General features: G+C 53.9%; 17 protein-coding genes and 1 riboswitch. Of the genes, 7 read left to right on the top strand and 10 right to left on the bottom strand.

Going from position 1 to position 25,396, the window contains the following annotated elements:
• Positions 1–58: 58 nt before the first annotated feature.
• The 6 genes from rluA to araB form a co-directional block, all read right to left on the bottom strand.
• Positions 59–718 (bottom strand): bifunctional tRNA pseudouridine(32) synthase/23S rRNA pseudouridine(746) synthase RluA, encoded by a 660-nt coding sequence (gene rluA, locus GF617_RS05350; protein WP_203451247.1) that lies wholly within the window; start codon positions 716–718, stop codon positions 59–61.
• A gap of 12 nt (positions 719–730) precedes the next feature.
• A complete protein-coding gene (rapA, locus tag GF617_RS05345; protein ID WP_203451246.1) occupies positions 731–3,637 on the bottom strand; it encodes an RNA polymerase-associated protein RapA in 2,907 nt (968 codons plus the stop codon).
• Between the two features lie 127 nt (positions 3,638–3,764).
• Positions 3,765–6,122, bottom strand: coding sequence for a DNA polymerase II (gene polB / locus GF617_RS05340; RefSeq protein ID WP_203451245.1), 2,358 nt, complete (start codon positions 6,120–6,122; stop codon positions 3,765–3,767).
• A gap of 117 nt (positions 6,123–6,239) precedes the next feature.
• Positions 6,240–6,935, bottom strand: a complete 696-nt coding sequence (araD, locus tag GF617_RS05335) for an L-ribulose-5-phosphate 4-epimerase (RefSeq protein ID WP_203451244.1) — start codon at positions 6,933–6,935, stop codon at positions 6,240–6,242.
• A 52-nt stretch (positions 6,936–6,987) separates the two neighbouring features.
• A complete protein-coding gene (araA, locus tag GF617_RS05330; RefSeq protein ID WP_181622224.1) occupies positions 6,988–8,490 on the bottom strand; it encodes an L-arabinose isomerase in 1,503 nt (500 codons plus the stop codon).
• Between the two features lie 10 nt (positions 8,491–8,500).
• Positions 8,501–10,210: a ribulokinase gene (gene araB / locus GF617_RS05325; RefSeq protein WP_203451243.1), complete on the bottom strand. Its 1,710-nt coding sequence runs from the start codon at positions 10,208–10,210 to the stop codon at positions 8,501–8,503.
• 335 nt (positions 10,211–10,545) lie between these two features.
• Between araB and araC the strand changes: the two genes are divergently transcribed.
• Positions 10,546–11,391: an arabinose operon transcriptional regulator AraC gene (gene araC, locus GF617_RS05320; protein ID WP_181622226.1), complete on the top strand. Its 846-nt coding sequence runs from the start codon at positions 10,546–10,548 to the stop codon at positions 11,389–11,391.
• A gap of 128 nt (positions 11,392–11,519) precedes the next feature.
• Positions 11,520–12,287, top strand: coding sequence for a DedA family protein (locus GF617_RS05315; protein ID WP_203451242.1), 768 nt, complete (start codon positions 11,520–11,522; stop codon positions 12,285–12,287).
• A 31-nt stretch (positions 12,288–12,318) separates the two neighbouring features.
• Here GF617_RS05315 and thiQ read toward each other — a convergent pair whose 3' ends face one another.
• The 4 genes from thiQ to sgrR all read right to left on the bottom strand — a co-directional run bounded on the left by thiQ (position 12,319) and on the right by sgrR (position 17,400).
• The gene (thiQ, locus tag GF617_RS05310; protein ID WP_181622228.1) at positions 12,319–13,020 is read right to left on the bottom strand and encodes a thiamine ABC transporter ATP-binding protein ThiQ; all 702 of its coding nucleotides are present in this window, start codon (positions 13,018–13,020) and stop codon (positions 12,319–12,321) included.
• Positions 13,004–14,614 carry a thiamine/thiamine pyrophosphate ABC transporter permease ThiP gene (gene thiP / locus GF617_RS05305; RefSeq protein ID WP_181622229.1) on the bottom strand — a complete coding sequence of 537 codons (1,611 nt, stop codon included), beginning with the start codon at positions 14,612–14,614 and terminating at the stop codon, positions 13,004–13,006. Before thiP ends, thiQ begins: the two co-directional genes overlap by 17 nt.
• Positions 14,590–15,573 carry a thiamine ABC transporter substrate binding subunit gene (gene thiB / locus GF617_RS05300; protein ID WP_181622230.1) on the bottom strand — a complete coding sequence of 328 codons (984 nt, stop codon included), beginning with the start codon at positions 15,571–15,573 and terminating at the stop codon, positions 14,590–14,592. Before thiB ends, thiP begins: the two co-directional genes overlap by 25 nt.
• A 31-nt stretch (positions 15,574–15,604) precedes the next feature.
• Positions 15,605–15,708, bottom strand: a riboswitch (TPP riboswitch).
• Between the two features lie 36 nt (positions 15,709–15,744).
• On the bottom strand, positions 15,745–17,400 hold the full coding sequence (gene sgrR, locus GF617_RS05295; protein ID WP_181622231.1) for an HTH-type transcriptional regulator SgrR: 1,656 nt from the start codon (positions 17,398–17,400) through the stop codon (positions 15,745–15,747).
• Positions 17,401–17,488: 88 nt separating this feature from the next.
• Between sgrR and sgrT the strand changes: the two genes are divergently transcribed.
• The 5 genes from sgrT to GF617_RS05270 all read left to right on the top strand — a co-directional run bounded on the left by sgrT (position 17,489) and on the right by GF617_RS05270 (position 25,376).
• Positions 17,489–17,641 carry a glucose uptake inhibitor SgrT gene (sgrT, locus tag GF617_RS05290; protein WP_181622232.1) on the top strand — a complete coding sequence of 51 codons (153 nt, stop codon included), beginning with the start codon at positions 17,489–17,491 and terminating at the stop codon, positions 17,639–17,641.
• Between the two features lie 123 nt (positions 17,642–17,764).
• Entirely contained in the window at positions 17,765–18,943 is a 1,179-nt protein-coding gene (locus GF617_RS05285) for a sugar efflux transporter (protein ID WP_203451241.1), read from the top strand.
• Between the two features lie 420 nt (positions 18,944–19,363).
• The gene (gene nrfB / locus GF617_RS05280) at positions 19,364–21,598 is read left to right on the top strand and encodes a cyclic di-3',5'-guanylate-activated glycosyltransferase NrfB (protein ID WP_203451240.1); all 2,235 of its coding nucleotides are present in this window, start codon (positions 19,364–19,366) and stop codon (positions 21,596–21,598) included.
• Positions 21,595–24,483, top strand: a complete 2,889-nt coding sequence (locus GF617_RS05275) for a tetratricopeptide repeat protein (RefSeq protein ID WP_203451239.1) — start codon at positions 21,595–21,597, stop codon at positions 24,481–24,483. The genes nrfB and GF617_RS05275 overlap by 4 nt, the downstream gene beginning before the upstream one ends.
• Entirely contained in the window at positions 24,483–25,376 is an 894-nt protein-coding gene (locus tag GF617_RS05270) for a DUF4434 family protein (RefSeq protein ID WP_203451238.1), read from the top strand. Before GF617_RS05275 ends, GF617_RS05270 begins: the two co-directional genes overlap by 1 nt.
• The last annotated feature ends 20 nt before the right edge of the window (positions 25,377–25,396 follow it).

Here is a 25,396-nt window from a genome sequence, read left to right as displayed (position 1 = left end):
TTAGTTTTTATTAATTTGTGAATTTTGTTTATCTTAATATATACAACTCAGTTATATTTTAGAAATCCACCGGAGCTTTAAACGTCATCGCATTACCGAAAATCGGATGGGTAATGGTCAGCATTTGCGCATGCAGTTGTAACCGCGGCGCTAATGCCAGCGCTTCTGGTGGCGCGTAGAATCGGTCTCCCAGAATCGGATGGCCGATGGCAAGCATATGGACACGAAGCTGATGCGAGCGCCCGGTAATCGGTTTAAGCAGTACGCGCGCAGTATTGTCGGGCGCGTACTCCAGCACTTCATACTCGGTTTGCGCTGCTTTGCCGGTTTCGTAGCAGACCTTTTGCTTTGGCCTGTTCGGCCAGTCGCAAATCAGCGGTAAATCTACCAGATCTTCTGCTTTTTCCGGGTGACCCCAGACGCGCGCCACATACTGTTTTTTCGGCTCACGTTCGCGAAACTGCCGCTTGAGTTCACGCTCAGCCTCTTTATTCAGAGCCACCACAATCACGCCGCTGGTTGCCATATCAAGGCGATGGACAGACTCAGCCTGCGGATGATCGCGCTGAATGCGCGTCATCACGCTGTCTTTGTGCTCTTCAAGACGCCCAGGGACGGATAACAGGCCACTCGGCTTGTTGACCACCATAATGTGTTCATCCTGATACAGGATGACCAGCCAGGGCTCCATCGGGGGATTGTAGGGCTCCATTACCATCTTGTGCTCCGCTTACTGGTGTGTCACGACGATAAGACGCAGTGCATCCAGACGCCAGCCAGCCTGATCCAGGCTTTCCAGAACCTGCTGGCGATTGCTTTCAATAGCAGCAAGTTCGTCATCACGAATGTTCGGGTTCACTGCTTTCAGGGCTTCCAGACGAGATAACTCGGCAGACAGCTTCTCATCCGCCTCGCTTCGTGCCGTGTCAATCAACGCTCTGGCCGCGCTTTCAGCCTGAGACTCACCCAGTTGCAGAATCGCGTGGACATCTTGCTGTACCGCATTCACCAGCTTGCTGCCCGTGTGGCGGTTGACCGCACTGAGCTGACGGTTAAAGCTTTCGAACTCGACCTGCGCAGCCAGGTTTGTACCGTTTTTATCCAGTAGCAGGCGCACAGGCGTTGGCGGCAGGAAGCGGGTTAGCTGTAACTGTTTTGGCGCTTGCGCTTCAACAACGTAGATAAGCTCCACCAGCAACGTACCTACCGGCAAGGCTTTGTTCTTCAGCAGTGAAATGGTGCTGCTGCCAGTATCACCTGACAAAATCAGATCCAGTCCATTGCGGATCAGCGGATGTTCCCAGGTAATGAACTGTGCATCTTCCCTGGACAGCGCCACGTCACGTTCGAAGGTGATGGTGCAGCCATCTTCCGGCAGGCCTGGGAAATCAGGCACAAGCATGTGATCGGATGGTGTCAGGACAATCATGTTCTCGCCACGGTCGTCCTGATTGATGCCAACGATATCAAACAGGTTCATAGAGAAACTGATCAGGCTGGTGTCATCATCTTGTTCTTCGATACTTTCTGCCAGCGCCTGGGCTTTCTCTCCACCATTGGAGTGGATCTCCAGCAGGCGGTCACGCCCCTTTTCCAGTTGAACTTTCAGCGCGTCGTGTTTCTCGCGGCAGGATTTGATCAACTCATCGAAACCGTCAGTATTTTCTGGGGCGGCCAGATAACCGATCAGATCGCTATGCACTTGATCGTAAATGGTGCGACCTGTCGGGCAGGTATGTTCAAATGCATCCAGCCCTTCGTGGAACCAGCGTACCAAAACGGACTGCGCTGTTTTTTCCAGATAAGGGACGTGAATTTGAATATCGTGTGCCTGACCAATACGGTCCAGACGGCCAATACGTTGCTCCAGCAGGTCCGGGTTAAACGGCAAATCGAACATCACCAGATTGCTGGCAAACTGGAAGTTACGCCCTTCAGAACCGATTTCAGAGCACAGCAGAACCTGTGCACCACTGTCTTCTTCACCGAACCAGGCTGCCGCACGGTCTCGCTCAACAATAGACATGCCTTCGTGGAACACTGCTGCACGAATACCTTCGCGCTCGCGCAACACTTGCTCCAGTTGCAGGGCGGTTGCCGCTTTGGCGCAGATCACCAGCACTTTCTGTGAGCGGTGGGCAGTCAGATAGCCCATCAGCCATTCAACGCGCGGGTCGAAGTTCCACCATGTGCCAGTATCGCCCTCGAACTCCTGGTAAATCTGTTCCGGATAAAGCATATCGCGCGCACGTTCTTCCGCTGTTTTACGCGCACCCATAATGCCGGAGACTTTAATCGCCGTTTGATACTGGGTCGGCAATGGAAGCTTGATGGTATGCAGTTCGCGTTTCGGGAAGCCTTTAACACCGTTACGGGTGTTACGGAATAGCACGCGGCTGGTTCCGTGGCGGTCCATCAGCATGGCGATCAGTTCCTGACGAGCGGATTCCGCGTCGTCACTGTCGCTGTTTGCTGCCTGTAACAGCGGCTCGATGTCCTGCTCACCAATCAGATCGCTCAGTGTATTGAGTTCATCATTCGATAAGTTTTTACCCGCCAGCAGTAGCGTGACTGCGTCAGCCACCGGGCGATAGTTTTTCTGCTCTTCAACAAACTGCTCAAAATCGTGGAAACGATTTGGATCAAGAAGGCGCAGACGGGCAAAGTGGCTCTCCAGGCCCAGCTGTTCTGGGGTTGCCGTCAGCAGCAGAACGCCAGGCACGCGCTCAGCCAATTGTTCAATGGCCATGTATTCACGGCTTGGGGCGTCTTCACTCCAGACCAGATGGTGTGCTTCATCGACGACCATCAGATCCCATTCGGCATCGCACAGGTGTTCCAGGCGCTGCTTGCTGCGGCGCACGAAATCCAGCGAGCAGATCACTAATTGCTCCGTTTCGAACGGGTTGTCCGCATCGTGCTGGGCTTCAGCGTAGCGTTCGTCATCGAACAGCGAGAAACGCAGATTAAAGCGGCGCAGCATTTCGACCAGCCACTGATGTTGCAGCGTTTCAGGAACCACAATCAGAACGCGCTCGGCAGCGCCCGAGAGCAGTTGTTGATGCAGGATCATGCCGGCTTCAATGGTTTTACCCAGGCCAACTTCGTCTGCCAGCAGCACGCGTGGCGCGTGGCGACGGCCTACATCATGGGCAATATTAAGCTGATGTGGGATCAGGCTGGTGCGCTGACCGCGCAGGCCACTCCACGGCATGCGGTACTGTTCACTTTGATACTTACGTGCGCGATAGCGCAGAGAAAAACGGTCCATGCGGTCAATCTGACCGGCAAACAGGCGGTCCTGCGGCTTGCTGAAAACCAGTTTGCTGTCGAGCAGCACTTCACGCAGGATGACATCAGTCTCGTCGGTATCGAGACGTGTGCCAATGTAAGCGAGCAATCCATTCTCTTCTTTTACGTCTTCAATCTTCAGCTGCCAGCCTTCATGGCTGGAAACGGTGTCGCCCGGGTTGAACATCACGCGGGTAACCGGGGAGTCATTGCGTGCGTACAGACGGTTTTCACCGGTTGCGGGGAACATGAGTGTCACCATACGCGCATCCAGCGCTACCACAGTTCCCAATCCAAGTTCGCTTTCTGTATCGCTGATCCAGCGTTGACCAAGTGTAAAAGGCATATTTGTTCGGCTCTAATCTTTAATTGCAGGCAATAGTTCAACCACCGTCATAAATGACGGTATCGAAAAATGGGTCCGGGAATGGAAAGGGCGCTATGGTACTGGATGGCAGCGATTTCGTCACGCGTCAAAATAAGCCAAGTTGCCCTGTCACTAGTGTAGCAAAATCATCGTCGATGAAGGGCAAAATTCCGTCAGCGACGGGTTGCAGCTGGCGCGTCAGGTAGTGTTCGTAGTCAAGCGGCGATTGTTGATAATCTACCGGTTCCGGGCCGCTGGTGGTCCATATGTACTTGATGGTTCCACGGTTTTGATACTGTGGCGCACGCCCACGGCGAATGTTTTCTTCATCAGCCAGACGTGCAGCACGGACGTGCGGGGGGACATTTCGCTGGTATTCCGCCAGTGGGCGGCGCAGGCGTTTGCGGTACACCAGTTGATCATCCAGCTCACCGGCCATCAGGCGGGCAATCGTCTCACGCACATAATCCTGATAGGGCTCGTTGCGAAAGATCCGCCGATAGAGCGTTTGCTGGAACTGCTGCGCCAGCGGCGTCCAGTCTGTTCGCACCGTTTCCAGCCCTTTAAACACCATGCGCTGGTCCTCACCCTCCTGAATTAACCCGGCGTAACGCTTCTTGCTACCCTGATCGGTTCCCCGAATGGTCGGCATCAAAAAGCGGCTGAAATGGGTTTCAAACTCCAGTTCTAATGCGCTGGTTAATCGCTCTTTTTGTAGATGGTTTTGCCACCAGCTATTGACGAAAGCGACCAGTTTTTTGCCAATTCGTGAGGCGTCGTCTTCATTGTGCACACGTTTTAGCCAGACGAAGGTTGAGTCGGTATCACCGTAAATGACGTCATAGCCCTGAGACTCAATCAGTGCTTTGGTCTGGCGCATGATCTCATGCCCGCGCATGGTGATTGACGAGGCGAGGCGCGGATCGAAGAACCGGCACGCGCTGGTTCCGAGCACGCCGTAAAAGGCATTCATGATAATTTTTAGCGCCTGCGACAGCGGTTGACTGCCGTGACGTTTGGCCTCATCACGCCCGTGCCAGATTTGGCTGACGATGTCTGGCAGGCAGTGTTTTTCACGGGAAAACCATGCGCCAAGAAAGCCCGTTGTGCTGTGTGCATCATCCGGTTGCGCCATGCCTTCTATCAAACCAACCGGATCGATAAGGAAGGTGCGAATAATCGACGGGTAAAGGCTTTTGTAATCCAGCACCAGGACAGAGTCGTACAGGCCGGGGCGGGAATCCATGACATAACCGCCGGGGCTTGCCTGCGGAGGGATTTCACCGAGGTTGGGGGCAACGTACCCAGCCCGATGCATTCGCGGCAGATACAGGTGGCCGAATGCGGCGACAGATCCTCCGTGCCTGTCCACCGCCAGTCCATTGACGGTTGCGCGTTCCAGCAGGAAGGGCATGATCTCTGTTTTGTGAAAAATCCGCGTAACCAGCTCGCAATCTTTCAGATTATAGGTCGCCAGGGCGGGTTTATCTTCGTTAAAACGCCGGTCAATCTCATCCATTCTGTCCCAGGGATTATCGATAGATTTCCCTTCGCCGAGCAGTTCCTGGGAGACGGTCTCAAGAGAGAATGACGAGAAACTCCAGAAGGCCGACTTCAGGGCTTCGATGCCGTCGATAAACAAACGGCCATTGGCCTGTGCGAAAAATACGCCGTTTTTAAAGCCGTGTTCACGCCATTCAATTTCGGTGTTGTCGCGCCCCAGCATCAGGGGAATACGGTAGCGTTCGGCATGTTTTTGCAGAACACGCAGGTCAAACTGGACGAGGTTCCAGCCGATGATCACATCAGGATCATGCTCAACAAACCAGTGGTTAAGCTTCTCCAGCAGTTGCGGACGGCTATTCACATACTCAAGCTGGAAATCGAGCGCAGCGGCGTCGCCATTGGGCGGTCCGAGCATATACACAACCCGTTGCCCGCATCCTTCCAGGCCGATGCAGTACAGCTCGCCATGGCGTGTGGTTTCGATATCCAGCGAGACCCACTTCAGTGGCGGACGATAGTCCGGGTTCGGTTTAAGGCGGGCATTAACCAGGCGTTTGCCTTGCGGTGTTCCATCAACCCAGACTGGTGCGGTAATAAACCGTTCCATCAGGAAACGTTCGGGGGGACGAATATCGGCTTCGTATAAGGTGATACCCGTTTCCCGCAGCAGCTTTTCATAGCGCATTAACTGGCGATGGGCGCGACAATAAAGGCCGTAAACAGGTTGACGATGGAAGTCTTTCAGCGCCAGTGGGGTGATGCGCCAGCCGTTTTCGCCCCGCAACATGTGTTTGGCTTTTTCGACATCAGACTCGGGGATAAAGGCGACAGATTCCTGCGGCGGTAGCGTCACGTTTAGCGGGCCATTATCTGTTGCCAGCCAGAACTCGACTTCTGTCCCCTGCGGAGTGTCCCGCCAGTGACGGGTCAGTAAAAAGCCAGCTTGTGCCTGCGTCACGCCGTTATCCCCTGAAATAAAACCAGGCGTGAGTATAGCCTGGTTGAGGGGGTTATGCTGTGGTTTTATACAGGTGTGATTTGCCGGATAATCACTCGTCCCGAAGGGGGGAGATTATTACTGCCCGTAATAGGCTTTTGCGCCGTGTTTACGCAGGTAATGTTTATCCAGCAACGTTTGTTGCATATCCGGCAGTTGCGGTGAGAGCTGGCGGCAGAAAATCCCCATATAGGCCACTTCCTCCAGCACGATGGCATTATGCACTGCATCTTCCGCATCTTTTCCCCATGCGAACGGGCCGTGAGAGTGCACCAGCACGCCTGGCATTTGTGCGGCGTCGATACCCTGTTTTTCAAAGGTTTCAACGATCACATTGCCTGTTTCCCATTCGTACTCGCCGTTGATTTCCGCATCGGTCATTTTCCGCGTGCAGGGGATCGTGCCATAAAAATAGTCTGCATGCGTTGTGCCCGTCGCCGGGATAGATTGTCCGGCCTGAGCCCAGATGGTCGCATGGCGAGAATGGGTATGCACAATACCGCCAATGGACGGGAATGACTGGTACAACAGACGGTGGGTCGGGGTATCGGAAGAGGGTTTTTTCTTCCCTTCCACAACGTCACCGGTCGCGATGCTGACCACCACCATATCTTCCGCCGTCATCGCGCTGTAATCGACGCCAGAAGGCTTGATAATGAATACCCCTTTGTCACGGTCGACTGCGCTGACGTTGCCCCAGGTCAGCGTCACGAGGTTATGCCTCGGCAGCGCCAGGTTGGCTTCAAGCACCTGACGTTTAAGATCTTCTAACATGCAATCCTCCAGGAAAAGAGGCCCACCCTGCGGCAGGCCAAAGGTTCCCCTGTTAACGTTTTGAACCGAAATAGACTTCGTTCCAGCGCAGTGCATCTTTGAATGCCGGCAGACGGGTATCGTTATCGATCACCGTCAGCTCAATATCGTGGAGTTCTGCAAACTGACGCATATCGTTCAGATCCAGCGCGTGGCTGAAGACGGTGTGGTGTGCGCCACCGGCCACAATCCAGGCTTCGGAAGCTGTTGGTAGATCAGGCTGTGCTTTCCATAGTGCGTTAGCGACCGGCAGTTTCGGCAGTGCGTGCGGGGTTTCGACAGCATCGACGCAGTTCACCAGAAGGCGGAAGCGATCGCCCAGATCGATCAGGCTGGCGTTGATCGCCGGTCCGGTACGGGTGTTGAAGATCAGGCGTGCCGGATCGGCTTTGCCTCCGATGCCGAGGTGCTGAACATCGAGGATCGGCTTATCTTCGACCGCGATAGAAGGACACACTTCCAGCATATGCGAGCCGAGCACCAGATCATTGCCGTTCTCGAAGTGGTAGGTGTAATCCTCCATAAAGGAAGTGCCGCCCTGCAGACCGGTTGACATCACCTTCATGATGCGAAGCAGGGCGGCGGTTTTCCAGTCGCCTTCGCCAGCAAAGCCATAGCCCTGCTGCATCAGACGTTGTACTGCAAGGCCTGGAAGTTGTTTCAGGCCATGGAGATCTTCAAACGTGGTGGTAAAGGCATGGAAGCCGCCCTGTTCCAGGAAACGCTTCATCCCCAGTTCGATGCGTGCCGCATCCAGTACGTTTTGACGTTTGTCACCGTGTATCTGCGCGGCTGCGGTCAGGCGATAGCTACTTTCGTATTCATCGACCAGCGCGCTGACTTCCCCGTCAGTAATCTCGTTCACGACCTGTACCAGATCGCCCACCGCCCAGGTATTCACGGAGAAGCCGAACTTGATCTGCGCGGCGACTTTGTCGCCGTCGGTCACTGCAACTTCACGCATGTTGTCGCCAAAACGCACCACTTTCAGGTGGCGGGTATCCTGTCTGGAGACCGCCTGGCGCATCCAGGAGCCGATGCGCTGTTGCGCATGTTGATCCTGCCAGTGACCAGTCACCACACCATGCTGCTGGCGCATACGTGCGCCGATGAAACCGAACTCGCGGCCGCCGTGCGCAGTCTGGTTCAGGTTCATAAAGTCCATATCAATGCTGTCCCACGGAAGGGAAGCGTTGAACTGGGTATGGAATTGCAGCAGTGGTTTATTAAGGATGGTCAGGCCGTTGATCCACATTTTGGCCGGAGAGAAGGTGTGCAGCCACACCACCATGCCTGCGCATTTGTCATCGTAGTTTGCATCGCGGCAAATATGGGTGATCTCATCGGGAGATGTTCCCAGTGGCTTTAACACGAGTTTGCACGGCAGTTTTGCTTCTGCATTCAGTGCATTCACGACATGCTCTGCATGTTGTGTCACCTGACGCAGTGCTTCCGGCCCGTACAGGTGCTGGCTGCCAATGACAAACCACACTTCATAATTATTAAAAATGGTCATTATTGTGTCCTTAATGTGTCAGGGTTGCCGTAGTGTCCGCGGTGTGTTTGGCCGGGGCGGCGACAGGGAGATAGTGAAGTTCGGCGCTTTTCGACCATTGCTGGTAGCGCTGATAAAGTTGTTCAAAGCGTTGAGCCTGCTCGGCGCGTGGCTGAAGCGTATTTTCAACGGCGCTTGCCATCTGTTTCTGCGCTGTCGGAATGTCTGCATGAACACCTGCGGCTACCGCAGCGAAAATAGCGGCCCCCAGTGCACAGCACTGATCGGAGGCCACAATTTGTAGCGGACGGTTAAGAACGTCGCAGCAGGCCTGCATGATCACCGGGTTTTTACGGGCGATCCCGCCCAGTGCCAGCACGTTGTTAACGTCGATCCCTTGTTCGGTGAAGCACTCCATAATGGCGCGTGCGCCAAAAGCAGTGGCGGCAATCAGGCCACCAAACAGAGCCGGAGCATCGGTGGCCAGGTTGAGATCGGTAATCACCCCTTTCAGACGCTGGTTGGCAAACGGCGTCCGGCGACCGTTAAACCAGTCGAGCACGACCGGGAGGTGATCAAGTGATGGATTTTGTGCCCAGGCATCGGTGAGTTGCGGCAGTAACTGTTTTTTACTGGCGGCGATTTGTGCCTTCAGCTCAGGATGTGCTGCGGCCAGCTGATCAAGCGGCCAGCCTAATACGCGACCAAACCAGGCGTAGATATCACCAAATGCTGATTGACCTGCCTCCAGTCCGATAAAGTCAGGAACGACACTCCCGTCCACCTGGCCGCAAATGCCTTTCACTGCGCGGCCACCCACGCTCGCTTTATCGGCCGTCAGGATGTCGCAGGTTGACGTCCCAATGACTTTGACCAGCGTATTTGGCTGTGCACCTGCGCCGACTGCGCCCATATGGCAGTCAAATGCGCCACCTGAAATCGTCACATTTTTCGGCAAGCCCAGGCGTTTGGCCCACTCGTCACACAGTGTGCCAACAGGCATGTCTGCGGTGTATGTATCCGTAAACAGGGGATACGTGAGATTTTTATTGATGATCGGATCGAGTTCATCAAAGAACGCAGCGGGTGGCAGCCCACCCCAGCTCTCATGCCACAGCGATTTATGCCCGGCGCTGCAACGACCACGGCGGATGTCCTGCGGACGCGTTGTGCCGGAAAGGAGTGCCGGAACCCAGTCGCAGAGTTCAATCCACGAGACTGCGGCCTGTGCAACGGCCCTGTCGGCGCGCGTGACATGTAAAATTTTCGCCCAGAACCACTCACTGGAATAAATTCCCCCGATATAGCGGGAATAATCAGTTTTGCCTGGCTGATGGCACAAACGGGTGATGGCTTCTGCTTCTTCGACGGCGGTATGGTCTTTCCACAATACGAACATGGCGTTCGGGTTATCGGCAAATTCAGGGCGAAGGGCCAGAACCCGGCCCTCAGCATCAACAGGGGCGGGTGTTGAGCCAGTACTGTCGACGCCAATCCCGACGATTTGCGCACGCTGAGCTTCATTCAATTCCGCCAGTACGGTCTTAATTGCTGCTTCCATCGACTCAATGTAATCACGCGGGTGATGACGGAACTGGTTGTTTGGCGCATCGCAGTAGCGCCCTTCCTGCCAGCGCGGATACCACTCAACGCTGGTTGCTATTTCCTGGCCAGTTGTACACTCCACTGCCAGGGCGCGAACTGAGTCGCTGCCAAAATCGAGGCCAATCGCAATTGCCATGGTGTTGCTCCATCAAAAAACAGGTATGAAAGAACATTAGAGACTGGGGGCGAAAATCGTCAGGCAGGATCCGCTAATCTTATGGACTAACGTGCTGTTGCGGTTGAAAGTGTGACGCCGTGCAAATATTCAATGTGGACATTTCTGCCGCAGTTATAGACACTTTTGTTACTGCTGATCCGCGCTCATCAACGGATAAATCAGGGGGAAGGGCTGAGTTAAGGCGGACCTAAAAGCGAAGTGATACTTTTTAGTGCTTTCAGAGGCCCGTTTTTATACTGCTTTTTTAGATATGGACAATTGGTTTCCTTCGGGACTGCCGGGAGAACTGAAATATGGCCGAAACGCAAAATGACCCCTTACTGCCGGGCTACTCATTTAATGCCCATCTGGTCGCGGGGCTGACCCCGATTGAATCGGAAGGCTATCTCGATTTTTTCGTTGATCGACCGCTGGGAATGAAAGGGTTTATTTTGAACCTGACTGTGCGTGGTGAAGGGGTGATCAAAAATAATGACCAGCAGTTTGTCTGCCGTCCTGGCGATATGTTGCTGTTCCCGCCGGGTGAAATTCACCATTACGGGCGTCATCCGGATGCTAAAGAGTGGTATCACCAGTGGGTCTATTTCCGCCCCCGCGCCTACTGGCAGGAGTGGCTCTCCTGGCCCGCTATTTTTGCCCATACGGGTTTCTATCGTCCTGATGAAGCTCATCTGACTCAGTTCCGGGAATTATTCGCCCAGATTATCGAGGCCGGGCAGGCAGGGGGACGTTATGCAGAACTGCTGGCGATTAATCTGCTGGAACAGGTGCTACTGCGGCGTATGGAGGCCATCAACGAATCGCTCAATCCACCGCTGGATAACCGGGTCCGCGATGCCTGTCAGTACATCAGTGACCATCTGGCAGATAGTCAGTTCGATATCGCCAGCGTTGCCCAGCACGTCTGCCTGTCACCGTCACGTTTGTCACATTTGTTTCGTCAGCAACTGGGAGTCAGTGTGTTGAGCTGGCGTGAAGATCAACGTATCAGCCAGGCGAAACTGTTGCTCAGTACGACCCGAATGCCTATCGCAACCGTAGGACGAAATGTGGGCTTTGAGGATCAGCTTTATTTCTCGCGTGTTTTTAAGAAATGTACCGGTGCGAGCCCCAGTGAATTCCGTGCAGGATGTGAATGAAAAGTAAAAAAAGATAAACACGCAGGTGAAGTTTCATCACAGCCAGTAAACTATTTAGACAATTGTTGTCTTGACGTGCCAGGGACCTCTTTGCAGAATCCCTGCTTCGTTTTCTGACCGGAATAGTTATGCAGGTATTGCTGGAACATTTTATTACTCAGTCCGTTATGTATTCGCTGATCGCGGTTGCGCTGGTGGCGTTTCTTGAGTCGCTGGCGCTGGTTGGGCTGATTCTACCCGGCACGGTTATGATGGCGGGCCTCGGCGCGCTTATTGGTAGCGGCGAGGTAAATTTCTGGCAGGCGTGGCTGGCCGGTATTATCGGTTGTTTGCTGGGGGACTGGATCTCTTTCTGGCTGGGCTGGCGTTTTAAGAGACCGCTGCACCGCTGGTCATTCATGAAAAAGAATAAAGCGCTGCTGGATAAAACCGAGCACGCTCTTCATCAGCACAGCATGTTCACCATTCTGGTCGGTCGGTTTGTGGGGCCAACACGCCCGTTAGTGCCGATGGTCGCCGGGATGCTGGATCTTCCCGTATCGAAATTTATCCTGCCCAACATCATTGGCTGTGTGTTCTGGCCGCCTTTCTATTTCTTGCCGGGGATTCTGGCCGGGGCCGCCATTGATATTCCTGCCGATATGCAAAGCGGCCATTTTAAATGGCTGTTGCTGGCGACGGTAGTGCTGCTGTGGCTGGCGGTATGGTTGTGCTGGCGACTGTGGCGCAGTGATAAAGCGGCAGTGGATCGCCTGACGCATTTTCTGCCTCGCTCACGTTTACTCTGGCTTGCACCGCTAATGTTGGGTATTGCAGTGGTCGCACTGGTGGCGCTTATTCGTCACCCGTTGATGCCGGTCTATTCTGCGATTTTATTGAAAGTGGTAAGCCGATAACTGACGAGCCCTCTGTTCTGCTTTGAGGGCATCAGTTCGCGCGGATCCCCAACAGGGAAGATGCATCCGCGGTGCCGCTTAGCAGTGCCTCCGTCTCACCATCCCAGGCAATACGTCCATCCGCAATGACTACCGAACGAGGCGCAATCCGGGCGGCATCTTCAATGCTGTGGGAAACCATCAGCATGGTGAGTTGCTGGCGCTGGCAGACCTCTTTTACCAGAGAAAGCATCTCCTGGCGCAGAGCAGGATCGAGAGCGGAAAATGGCTCGTCGAGCAGTAATACTGGCTGCTCGCGAACCAGACATCGTGCCAGTGCCACGCGCTGACGTTGTCCGCCTGAAAGCGCGCCAGGCAGACGGTCAATAAATGCGGTGATCCCCATTTGCGCTGCGATGATATCCAGTTTCTGCTGTTGCGCGGCGTTGAGTTTCAGCCCTGGATCCATTCCCAGCGCGATGTTTTGCCGGACTGTCAGGTGGGTAAACAGGTTGTTTTCCTGAAACAGCATTGATACCGGACGCCTGGCGGGCGGCGTGCGAGTATGTTCCCGGCCTTCAATCATAATTGTGCCGCTGGCAGGCGGGAGGAAACCGGCTATCAGGTTCAGCAAGGTGCTTTTCCCCGCACCACTCGGGCCGAGGACAGCAATCATTTCACCCTGCTGAACGGACAGCGTAAAACGCATCGGCAGATGCTGGTAAAGCCAGGTCACATCAATCAGTTTTAACATCACGCCCCGGAAGTTTTTCGATAACGGTAAATAAGGCGAAGCACAGTAAGAGCAGCAGCAATGCCGTTACGGCGCCATCCTGGCTGCGGTAAGAGCCAATTTGCTGATAGAGCCAGAAGGGTAACGTGCGGAAATCGTCGTTACCAAAAAGCGCAACCACGCCAAAATCACCAATCGACAAGACGCTGGCAAATGCCAGAGCCTGAGCCAGCGGGCGTTTTAACGCGCGCAGTTCCACGACTTTTAACCGTCGCCAGCCGCGCATCCCCAGCGATTGGCACAGCACGCTGTAACGACTGTTCACATCGCGCATGGGGTTTTCCAGCACTTTAAGCGCGTAGGGGATAGCCATTAGCGCATTGGTGAAAATCACAATACCATCAGCCCTTTCCGGCAGCCCAATGGTGGTGTTGAACAGTAAAAAGAAGCCTGTCGCCAGCACAATACCGGGCATCGCCAGAATCAACATGCCCGTCAACTCAAGCGCCTGCCCGGCCTTGCTGGCCTGGCGGGCGTAAAGCTCACGGCTGCTCCATAACAGCATCATGGTCAGTATTACGCATAACACCCCGGCAGCCAGCGCAATGCGCAGAGAGGTCCACAGGGCTTGCCAGAGCACAGGTTGCCATAATACGGACAACATGTTCAGGTTCAGACCATCGGCAACAACCGCCATCAGTGGCGGCAGCAGGAGCAATAATGCCAGCGTAATCAAGGCGGTATCGGTAATGCGGCTGTACAGACAATCCTGCGGATCGCGCCAGCCTGCTATTTGATTACTGCCCGGAGGAATCGCTTTACTTAAGCGCTGGCTCAGTAGCACCAGCCCCAGACAACAGACCATTTGCACCATGGCCAGCAATGCGGCCCGTCCTGGATCGTAGTCGTAGCTCAGTGCCTGATAGATTGCCAGCTCAATGGTGGTTGCCTGGGGGCCGCCGCCGAGCGAGAGGACTGTCGCAAAACTGGCAAAGCAGAGCATAAAAATAAGTGCAGCGACGGGGGGGATTTGTCGCCGCAGCCAGGGCCATTCGACAAAACGAAAGAACGGCCAGCCGCGCATTCCGAGCTGTGCTGCGAGCTGGCGCTGTTCACCGGGGATATTTTCCAGCGCCTGCAAAAAGAGCCGTGTTGCCATCGGCATATTGAAAAAGATGTGTGCCAGCAGGATGCCTTTCAGACCGTAGGGCGAAAAGGTCCACTCCAGTCCGAGAAGGCTGAACAGTGAGGCCAGCCAGCCCTGACGCCCGTAAACACTCAAAATACCGAACACCGCGACGAGCACAGGAAGGATCAACGTCATGGCACACAGACGCAACAATGCCTGTCGGCCAGGAAAATGTCGTCGGTAGAGCGCGCGAGCCAGAAAGATCGCCGGAACGACGGACAGCAATGCGGAGAGAAAAGCCTGCCAGAAGGAAAAACGGATGACATGCCAGAGATAGCTATCATGCCAGAGGGAGACAAGATCGCGCTCTGGCGCGTTTAACCACAACGCAAGGAATGCACCCAGGCTGACCGCCACCATCAGGATGGCGGCGAGCAGCCCAGGGACTAACCAGCCGGGGATTAACGGCTGACGGCGCGTTGCCATTCACTTACCCATGCAGCACGCTGCGCAGCAACCTGCTGCGGTGTAAATTCCAGTGAGGTTTGCGGTTTGGTCAGTTGATCAAAACCGGCAGGCAGCGTCACATTGGTCACCGGATACATCCAGTTGCCCGTTGGGATCGCATTCTGGAACGCAGGAGAAACCATAAACTTCAGGAACTTTTCGGCCAGTTCAGGCTGTTTGCTGGCGGTGGTACGCGCAGCGACTTCTACCTGCAGGTAGTGTCCTTCAGCAAAATTGGCGGCAGCGTAGTGGTCTTTCTTCTCAGCAATAATGTGATAGGCCGGGGAGGTGGTGTAGCTCAGCACCAGGTCACTTTCTCCTTTCAGGAACAAACCATAGGCTTCGCTCCAGCCTTTCGTGACGGTGACGGTTTTGGCCGCCAGCTTCTGCCAGGCTTCCGGTGCTTTATCGCCATACACTTTTTGCATCCACAGCAGCAGACCAAGCCCCGGTGTGCTGGTACGCGGATCTTCATAAATCACGCGCCATTTTTGATCGCTTTCAACCAGCTCTTTCAGGCTTTTCGGTGGGTTTTTCAGTTTGTTTTTGTCATACACAAACGCAAAATAGCCATAGTCGAAAGGCACGAAGGTATCGTTTTTCCAGCCGCCAGGAACGCTGACGGCATCGGTTGCTACGCCGCTTTTGGCAAACAGTTTGGTTTGTGAGGCGGCATCAAGCAGGTTGTTATCCAGGCCGAGGACGACATCGGCTTTGCTGTTTTTTCCTTCCATCCGCAGACGGTTGAGCAAGGAGACACCATCTTCCAGCGCCACGAACTTCAGCTCGCAGTTGCAGTCCGCTTCGAAGGCTTTTTTGACCACCGGGCCAGGACCCCAGTCGGCAGAGAAAGAGTCATAGGTGTAGACCGTCAGGACGGGTTTTGCGACAGCAGGCAGTGCGAAAAGCACCAGCAGGGGAAGAACTTTTTTTAACACTTTGCACCTCAGAGTTGAGTGGCAAAGGATTTTGAGCGACAGCCTCAAATCCCTTCGCCGGCGTTATCCGGATCAGGTTCGACGGGTATTATCTCAGCGCACATCAGCAGTGATGCAGCACCCCGTTGAGAACGGCGGTATTGTAATGATTTGGTGAAAATTACGAAAGTATTATGGTTCTGGTGGCGCAAACCAGGCCGATTTGAAGTCAAACCAGCCCAGGGTGTTCATGCGCAAACCACGCATACTTCGCTGGCCCTGGATCATCAGCCAGTGGTGAATGAGTGGCACAATTGCCTGTCCGGCAAGTAACTGCTGACACCAGGACGCCAGATTCATCTCGCCTGCGCGCCACTGCGCGGCATCCTGCTGCCAGTCGCGATCGATGCAGTGCTGGATCAGCGGAACTTCATACAGATGCGAAAACAGCGAGAAATCAAGCGGCAGGGTGAAGTTGGCGCTGTTCAGCCAGATATCGCTGATGATGTCACCGCGATGCCATTCATCATAGTCGACTTCCTGGATCTCCAGCTTGACGCCTTCAGCCGCCAGCAGTTTGCTCATGATTCTGGCTATGAAGCGGTGCTCGACGTGCTCGCGGTAGTAACTGAGGGTGATGGATTCCAGCCCAGCGGGTTTTTCACTGCTAATCGGGCGAGCATGATGCCAGCGGGGAAGTAATCCATAGGCCGGGAACCAGTAAGTCTGGTACTGCTCTTCGGCATGGTAAATCAGGTTTGCAGGAGCCAGAATGTGGCTCACCCATCGGCGAACATCCACGTTTGCACCGCGATGGGTCCGGGCATCAAACAGCAGATAGTAGCAGCCCTCTTCAAGGCGGCTCTCTACGGCTTTTTCCCCTGTTGTGGGGCCTTCTATTGTCAGACCAACGCTGAGTTCTTCGCTGATGTCCGGTAGCACCCAGACGTTCACTTCGTCGATCAGCGCCCGGTAGCCAAAATAGTCATCGAACGCCCGGATCTTCAACTGGTTATTATTGTTGCGTGATACCGAGTATGGCCCTGTGCCAATCGGCAGGCTGGCGAAATTATTCAGAGACCCCCATTCGGCCGGCAAGATCATGGATGGCACATAGCCCAGCAGCCAGGGCAGCCATTTATCGGGTTGGGATAACTCAATATCCAGCGTCCAGGCTGTAGGTGAGTGAATATGTAAAATGTGGGAATAAAGCGGCAGTTTGCGGGCACGCTCAAGCGAGGCAATGACATCGCTCATTTCCAGTTCACGGCCATGGTGGAAATGGATGCCTGGACGAAGAAAAAAGCGCCAGTGGAGTGGGGTAAGTTGTTGCCAGTGGTGCGCAATATCCGCTTCCAGTTCCCCGTTTTCCTCATTTATGCGCGTCAGCCCGCTGAAGATCTGGCGAGCCATGTGCGTTTCAGAGCGGCGTAATGCCGTACCAGGCAACAGATTTTTCATCGGACGGTAGTAGAGCACCCGCAGGATGTGGCGTCCCTGGCGAAAGCTGCGGCCAAGATGAGACACCAGCATCTGGCGTACAGCCGCCTTGTCGCCAACCAGTTGCACCAGTTGATCGATTCTGTCCTGCTCCAGCAGATCCTCTGCTCGTTGTTGCTGAAGCGCCAGCCCGGTATAGAGGAAGGTCAGATGCGAGCGTTTGCCGCGCCCCGCTTCGGCTTCCCAGTTCAGCCAGCCCTGCTGCTGCATGGTGTTGAGCAATGTACGCATATGTCGGCGGGAACAGTTCAGCAGTTCGGCCAGCTCGTTTAGCGTGGTGTCCTGTGATTGCCCCTCACAGCACTGCCAAAGGCGGATAAATTGTTGTTGCAGACGACCGGACGGCATAAAAGGGGAACTCCTGACAAAAAATCAGCAATTTATTAATCCCTATATTAAGCCAATAATTCTTCCCGATGAAGCGAGGAGGTAAATTATGAAGAGGTCTACCGCACGTCAGTTTTATCAGCAGTATTTTTCAGCGACAAAGGGAGTGTCCTGGCTGGCCCGCCGGTGCGCAGAACAGCGGCTGAAAATGTTGGAGGATCTGATGCAGTGGGATGTTACGAAACCGACCTCTTCTCGCTAACTCGCCTCGATCATGTGTGACTGAGTATTGGTGCTAATCACCCGCCAGCAAAATGTTTTTGCTGGCTTTTTTCGTTTATTATTCCACCCACTTTTGAATCGCTTTCTTCATAAGGATTTGCGCATGCTCTGGTTGATGACAATGGGGCGACGCCTGAACGGCGTCTATGCCGCTTTTATGCTGGTGGCCTTTATGATGGGCGTGGCTGGGGCATTACAGGCTCCGACGCTCAGCCTGTTCCTCAGCCGTGAAGTCGGTGCGCAACCTTTCTGGGTTGGCCTGTTTTACACCATCAACGCGATTGCCGGGATCCTGGTCAGCCTTGGGCTGGCGAAACGATCGGATAGCCGTGGGGATCGCCGTAAGCTGATTCTGTTTTGCTGCGCGATGGCGGTAGGAAATGCGTTGCTGTTTGCTTTCAACCGCCATTACCTGACGCTTCTTACCTGCGGCGTGTTGCTCGCCTCGTTGGCGAATACCGCAATGCCGCAGCTTTTCGCGCTGGCCCGTGAATACGCCGATAATTCTGCGCGTGAAGTGGTGATGTTCAGTTCGGTAATGCGTGCGCAACTCTCACTGGCATGGGTTATTGGCCCGCCGCTGGCGTTTATGCTGGCGTTGAATTATGGCTTCACCATGATGTTCTCCATTGCGGCGGGGATTTTTGCCATCAGTCTGGCGCTGATTGCCTTCGTGTTACCCTCGGTGGCGCGGGTGGAACAGACAGCAGATAAGCCGATAACTCAGGTGAGCGGCTGGAAAGATAAAAACGTTCGCATGTTGTTTATCGCCTCTACGCTGATGTGGACCTGCAACACCATGTACATCATTGATATGCCGCTGTGGATCAGCAGCGATCTGGGGCTTCCGGACAAAATTGCTGGGATATTGATGGGAACGGCTGCCGGGCTTGAGATCCCGGCGATGATTCTGGCGGGTTACTACGTCAAACGTTTTGGAAAACGCCCGATGATGGTGATTGCCGTCGCCGCAGGTGTAGTGTTCTATCTCGGGTTAATTTTCTTCCACTCACGTGAGGCGTTACTGGTGCTGCAACTGTTCAATGCGGTCTTCATTGGTATCGTCGCCGGGATCGGCATGCTCTGGTTCCAGGATCTGATGCCCGGAAGAGCGGGTTCTGCAACCACGCTCTTTACCAACAGCATCTCAACGGGCGTTATTCTGGCGGGGGTTATTCAGGGAGCATTGTCCCAAAGCTACGGTCATTCGGCGGTGTATTGGGTGATTGCGGTGATATCCGTTGTCACACTGCTGCTGACCTGCCGTGTCAAAGATGTGTGATAGACACGTTTTTTGAATATAGCCTGGCTGACGGAAGCATATTGTTTCCGTCATTTTCTCGGGTGTTATGAAATAGATACATGAGAAACAGCCTAAGTGTGTATGGCACACAGAATTGAGCCGCTTTAATTAATCGCTTGTTGCACTTCTGAGATCAATAAAATACTATTTTTGTGATGTAAAATATCGCCCCATTATTGATATTTTTACCTTACTGTTCAACGGACTGACGGTGAAAACTGTTGCTGGCACACCTGCAAGAGTACGCTATTATGGTCTACGGACACACCCCAGACGGCGATGGATATGCCAGTGAAAAGTCATCTCTGCTGCCTATGAATTTCTTTAAAAAACCGCAGTTTAGCCTTCATTTATGTTGCTATTTTGCCACTCATTAACAAATTATAATCGGTAAACACGATGAATTCGTTCGTGGATATTTTTTCCGCCTATCTTTATGGTCTTAAATTTGTTGCAATTACGCTTGCCATAATGATGTTAATCAGTGGCTTAGATGATTTATTCATCGATATTGTCTACTGGTGTCGTCGCCTTTTCAGGCTATTAACGGTATATCGTCGCCACCCGCGCATGGATTATCGCGAGCTGTATAAGCCCGATGAAAAACCGCTGGCGATTATGGTTCCAGCATGGAATGAAACCGGTGTGATTGGCAATATGGCTGAACTGGCGGCAATGACGCTGGACTACGAGAATTACCATATCTTCGTGGGTACTTATCCAAACGATCCAGATACTCAGCGAGATGTGGATGAAGTCTGCGCCCGTTTTCCGAATGTGCACAAAGTCGTGTGTGCCCGGCCTGGCCCCACCAGTAAAGCGGATTGCCTGAATAATATTCTCGACGCCATTACCCAGTTTGAACGCAGCGCGAATTTCACCTTTGCCGGCTTTATTTTGCATGATGCGGAAGATGTTATTTCGCCGATGGAGCTGCGTTTGTTTAACTATCTGGTCGACAGAAAAGATCTTATCCAAATCCCTGTCTATCCGTTTGAACGTAGCTGGACGCATTTTACCAGCATGTCCTATATCGATGAATTCGCCGAACTCCACGGTAAAGATGTACCGGTGCGTGAGGCCATCGCTGGTCAAGTTCCCAGTGCAGGTGTAGGGACATGTTTTAGCCGTCGTGCGGTAATGGCACTGCTGGCTGATGGTGATGGTATTGCTTTTGATGTACAGAGTCTTACCGAAGATTACGACATTGGCTTCCGTCTGAAGGCCAAAGGGATGACGGAAATCTTTGTACGTTTCCCGGTGGTGGACCCTTCTCAGGAAGCCAAACGTCCACGCCGGTTTTTACAGAACGTCCGTTGGTCGTCCGTGATTTGTGTGCGGGAATATTTTCCGGATACCTTTACGACCGCCATGCGCCAGAAATCACGCTGGATCATCGGCATCGTTTTCCAGGGATTTAAAACCCACCGCTGGGCTGATAGCCCTACGCTTAACTACTTCCTGTGGCGAGATCGGAAAGGAGCGATCAGTAACTTCCTGAGCTTCTTTGCCATGATCATTATGATCCAGCTGGTGATGCTGCTGATTTACCAGCGGTTGTGGCCAGATGCCTGGCAGTTCCTCTCTATTTTCACGGGTGGGCCCTGGTTAGTGACGCTGCTCTGGATTAACTTCGGTCTCATGGCTAACCGAATTCTCCAGCGCGTGATTTTTGTGACAGCCTATTATGGCCTTACGCAAGGTTTGCTGTCCGTGTTGCGTTTGTTCTGGGGCAACCTGATCAACTTCATGGCCAACTGGCGTGCCCTGCGCCAGGTGATTCAGCATGGGGATCCGCGCCGCGTGGCATGGGATAAAACCACCCATGATTTCCCAAGCGTGACGGGCGAAAACCGCGCACTGCGTCCATTAGGGCAAATTCTGATTGAGCAGAAGGTGATTACCGAAGAACAGCTCGAAGATGCGCTGACAAACCGTATTTTGGGTTTACGTCTGGGCGGATCGCTGTTGATGCAGGGAATGATTACGGCGGAACAGCTTGCTGCCGCGCTGGCGGAGCAAAATGGTGTTAAAACCGAATCCATTGATGCGTGGGAGATTGATAAGTCGCTCATCGCTATAATCCCTGCTTCGGTTGCCTTGCGATATGCCGTATTACCCCTGCGCGTTGACGGTAATCTGCTGACGGTTGCCAGTGAGGATGGGATCGACCCGGTATCGCTGGCGGCGCTGGAGCGTAAAGTTGGGCATCAGGTGAATTATGTCATTGTGCCACGTGGTCAGGTGGTTACTGGCTTGCGCTACTGGTATGCACGTTATCGCAATCGGGATGACCGGGAGATGCTCCGCTCAGCGGTGACAAAAGGCTGGCTCACACCATCACAGGCTGATGACATCTGGCAATACTTCGTTCCTCGACAACTGCTCTTCGCTGAAGTGTTGACGACGCTCGGACATATCAACCACTCCGCAATGTCGGTGCTGTTGTTGCGTCATGAGCGAAGCGATATGCCACTGGGGGAATTCCTGGTGTCAGAAGGCGTCATTACGCAAGAGATGCTTGATCATGTTCTTGAATTACAAAAAGAACTTCAGGTATCCATGCGCGAGCTGTTGTTACGCGCCGGAATTAATGAGTCGCAACTGGATGAACTGGAGCAGGAACAGGCATGAACAGGGAACATGAAATCCGCATTGCACCGCGATTATTAACGGTACTGGTTGCTGCACTGCTCAGTAGCCCGGTGCTGGCGGAAAGCCAGATCACAGAGACTTCAGCCACCGCACTGGGGCTGAGTGATTATCGACACTTTATGATTTATCCGCATCTGGAAAAGGCAGTACGAGCGCAAAAGAGTCAGGATGAACAGACTGCGCTCAAAGAGTTCCGCTACATCCATCAGCAACTTCCTGACAATGTGCCATTGACGCTGTACCTGGCTGATGCCTATCGCCATTTCGGGCATGATGAGCAAGCCCGTCAGGTGCTGACAGCGCAACTGAAACGCTATCCAGGCGATAAACGCCTGGTGCAGCGGCTGGAAGAGATCCCGGTTATTACCACCCCGGTGACGACGATTGAGCAACTGCTTGCACAGCAAAAAAGCTGTGATGCCGCACCTACTGCGCGTTGTCGGGCTGAGACGGGCCAAAATGCATTGAAACTGGAACAGCTGGCAGTTGCCAGAGCGCAGTTGAACGATACCGCTTTTGCCGCTTCTGGCGAAGGACGTGAGCTGGAAGACGCGATTATACAGCGGGCGATTTACCTCAAAGTCTGGCCAGCGGCTGATGACATTTTTACCCGTAAACAGCAGCAAAACCGGTTGAGTGATGCCGAGAAAAAACAGTGGTTTGACGTACTGCTCGCCGGGAAACTTGACGATCGCCTGTTGGCTCTGCAATCGCAAGGTGTGTTTAGCGATGCCCAGCATCAACTGGATTATGCCGGTACGCTGGCCACGCGGGGTGATCGCGCGGCGTTGCAGCGTTACCTCAGGGAGAATAAGCCTCACTTCCAGGATGCCGCCCAGGAAAAACGCTGGCTGTACCTGATTTCCCGCTTCGGAAACGATCCGTATCAACTGCTTCGCCAGTATTCCCCACAGTTTCCGGCCAATGACATGCTGGAAGAGCGATTTGCTCTGAGTACCTCGAACCAGGATACGGCGGAAAGTATTCGCTTAGCACGCCAGATGTACCAGCGCGATCCCGGTAATCTTAAGCAACTTGATCAACTGACATGGCTGCTGATGCAGGCCAACCAGTCCCGTGATGCGGCGGTACTTTTGCTCCAGCGTTATCCTTTTGGTGGACAATCTCATGCAGCTGGACAGCTGATCGAACGTCTGGCGGGATTACTGCAGACCTATCCTGAGCTGATGACAGCCGCGCAGCGTGCGCGGCTGTCCGCGCCGCTGGCTACGGCATCTTTGCGCCAGGCACAAAGTCAGTTACCTGGGGTTAATCAGGATTGCGAGACGACACGTCGGCTGTTTGGGGATATGTCGGCTAATTATAATGCTGCGACATGGCGCAGCCTTGCCGGGTGCTACCAGCACGACAATCCTGGTATGGCGCTGCACGCGCTCCAGCAGGCGGAAAAACGTCAGCCAGATGCCTGGCAGCATCGCGCCGTGGCTTATCAGGCCTACGCTGTTGAGGACTATCCTGTCGCCATGCGTGCCTGGAAAGCGCTGAGTCTGGCGGACATGAAGAATGAAGATGTGATGGCGGCAGCCACCACGGCCCATGCGGCAGGGGATACGGCAAACCGCGACAAATGGCTTGATGAAGCCCAGCGCCGTGGACTCGACAATACCGAGGCCTGGTGGTGGTTACATGCCCAGCGTTTCCTGCCTTCGCAGCCTGAAAACGCCATCAGCGATCTTAGCCATGCGATTGCGATCCAGCCAACGGTGAAGGCGCTGCTTGCCAGAGCCGCGCTGTATCGCGAGCAGGGTAAAACGCAAACGGCTGTTGACGATTTGCGGCAGGCTTTGTCGATCGAACCCGCTAACAGCGACGCGCAGGCGGCGCTTGGCTATGCCCTGTGGAGCAACGGCGACTATGCTTCGTCGCGGGATATGCTCGAAACTGCGCTCAAGTCCACGCCTGATGATCCGCAACTGGTGCGTCAACTGATGTATGTGAATGAGCGTCTGGCCGATATTCCGCAGACCCAACAGTATGCCCGTATGGTGGTCGATGATATTGATGCCAATGCGCAGATCAGCCCGCTGACGCCGGCGCAAAACCAGGAGAGGTTTAACGTTCGCCGCCTGCATGAGGACATTGCCCGCCGTTGGAGCTTCAGTTTTGATTCCACAATAGGTCTGCGTTCCGGTGCAATGAACTCCGCGAGTACGATACCGGGGAACGTTGCTATGGGTAAAAGCTACCGTAGCTATGGCCAGATGGAGGCTGAGTATCGTATTGGCCGTAATATGTTGCTGGAAGGCGATATGTTGTCGGTGTATAGCCGTCTGTTTGCCGATACCAGTGGAAGCAATGTGGTGCTGCCCGTCAAACAGCCGATGCTGGGAACGGGGATCCGCTGGAAACCGTTGCACGATTACACGCTGTTTTTTGCCGCAGAACAGCAAGTTCCCCTTGATCACCACCACGGTGAGGCCGATGCGATGCTACGCGTAAGCGCGTCGTTCTTTAACAACGGGCGATACAGCGACGAGTGGCATCCGAACGGACCAGGCTGGTTTGCGCAGAACCTCTATCTTGATGGCGCACAGTACGTTCGCCAGGATACGCAGGCCTGGACGGTGGATTACCGTACCAGCTGGCATCAGAAAGTTGCGCAAGGGCAGACGGTTGAGCCCTATGCGCATGTTCAGCTCAACGGTTATCGTGATGACTATACGGTGGGAAGTCAGTTAGGTGGTGTCGGTGTTCGCTGGAACATCTGGACCGGGCAGACACATTACGACGCCTGGCCGCATAAAGTCAGTCTTGGACTGGAATACCAGCACACCTTTAAATCGATTAACCAGAATGTTGGGGAACGTAATAACGCTTTCCTCACCGTGGGAGTTCATTGGTAATGTTTAAACGATGTCAAATTGTGCTGCTTCTGCTGTTGGTAAGTCCTCTGGCCTGTGCGATGAAAGGGGTGTTTTGGCAGCCACAGCTGAGAGATAACAGCGTAACAGAGGTCCAGTGGACGTCTCTGATGCAGACGTTGCGCCAGCAGGGGTTTGATACGCTGGTGCTGCAATGGACGCAGTACGGCGATGCTTTTGCTGATGAAAATGGTCGTTTTCTGTTACGCCAGCGTGCAGAGCACGCACGTGCGGCCGGGCTGAAAGTCGTGCTCGGGTTGAACGCAGACCCTGCGTTTTTTGACCGTCAGAAACAACCCGCAGCCGCGCTGGAACACTACCTGGGTCGACTGCGTGTGGCGGATATCGCTCAGGCGAAACGCTGGCGCGATCAGATGGCGTTTCAGCCTGATGGCTGGTACATCAGTGCTGAAATTGACGACCATAACTGGCGCAATACACATGCCCGCGAGTTACTGTTTAGCTGGCTGGAGAATACCCGTAAACAGCTCACTGCGGTGGAGAATAAACCGGTCTATATCAGTAGCTTCTTTGCCGGGAATATGACGCCAGAGAGCTATAGCCAGATGCTGGCAGAGATCCATGTCCGTGGCATTAACGTCTGGGTGCAGGATGGGCGGGGCGTTGGGACACTGAGTGATGCCGTTCGGGATCTTTATCTGGCGGCGAGTTCTGGTTGTCAGGGCGATACGCCTACCAGTGGGATCGTCTATGAAATCTTTAGCGTTCGTCCTGGTAAGACATTCAGTGCTGTGCCTCAGCCTGCGGACGCCATCGCGAAAGCTCTGAGACAATCATCTTCCTGCGGTAAGGATCGGTTGTACTTCTCACTGCGTTACTTGCCTGTCGCAGAGAACACGCTGAAACATGACTAACCGATAAAAAAGGGCCTGCA

The sequence above is a fragment of the Lelliottia sp. RWM.1 genome (genome assembly GCF_016859735.1).
Taxonomy (GTDB): domain Bacteria; phylum Pseudomonadota; class Gammaproteobacteria; order Enterobacterales; family Enterobacteriaceae; genus Enterobacter.
The sequence above is the reverse complement of the archived record's forward strand: the minus strand, read 5'-3'. Positions and strand labels throughout refer to the sequence as shown.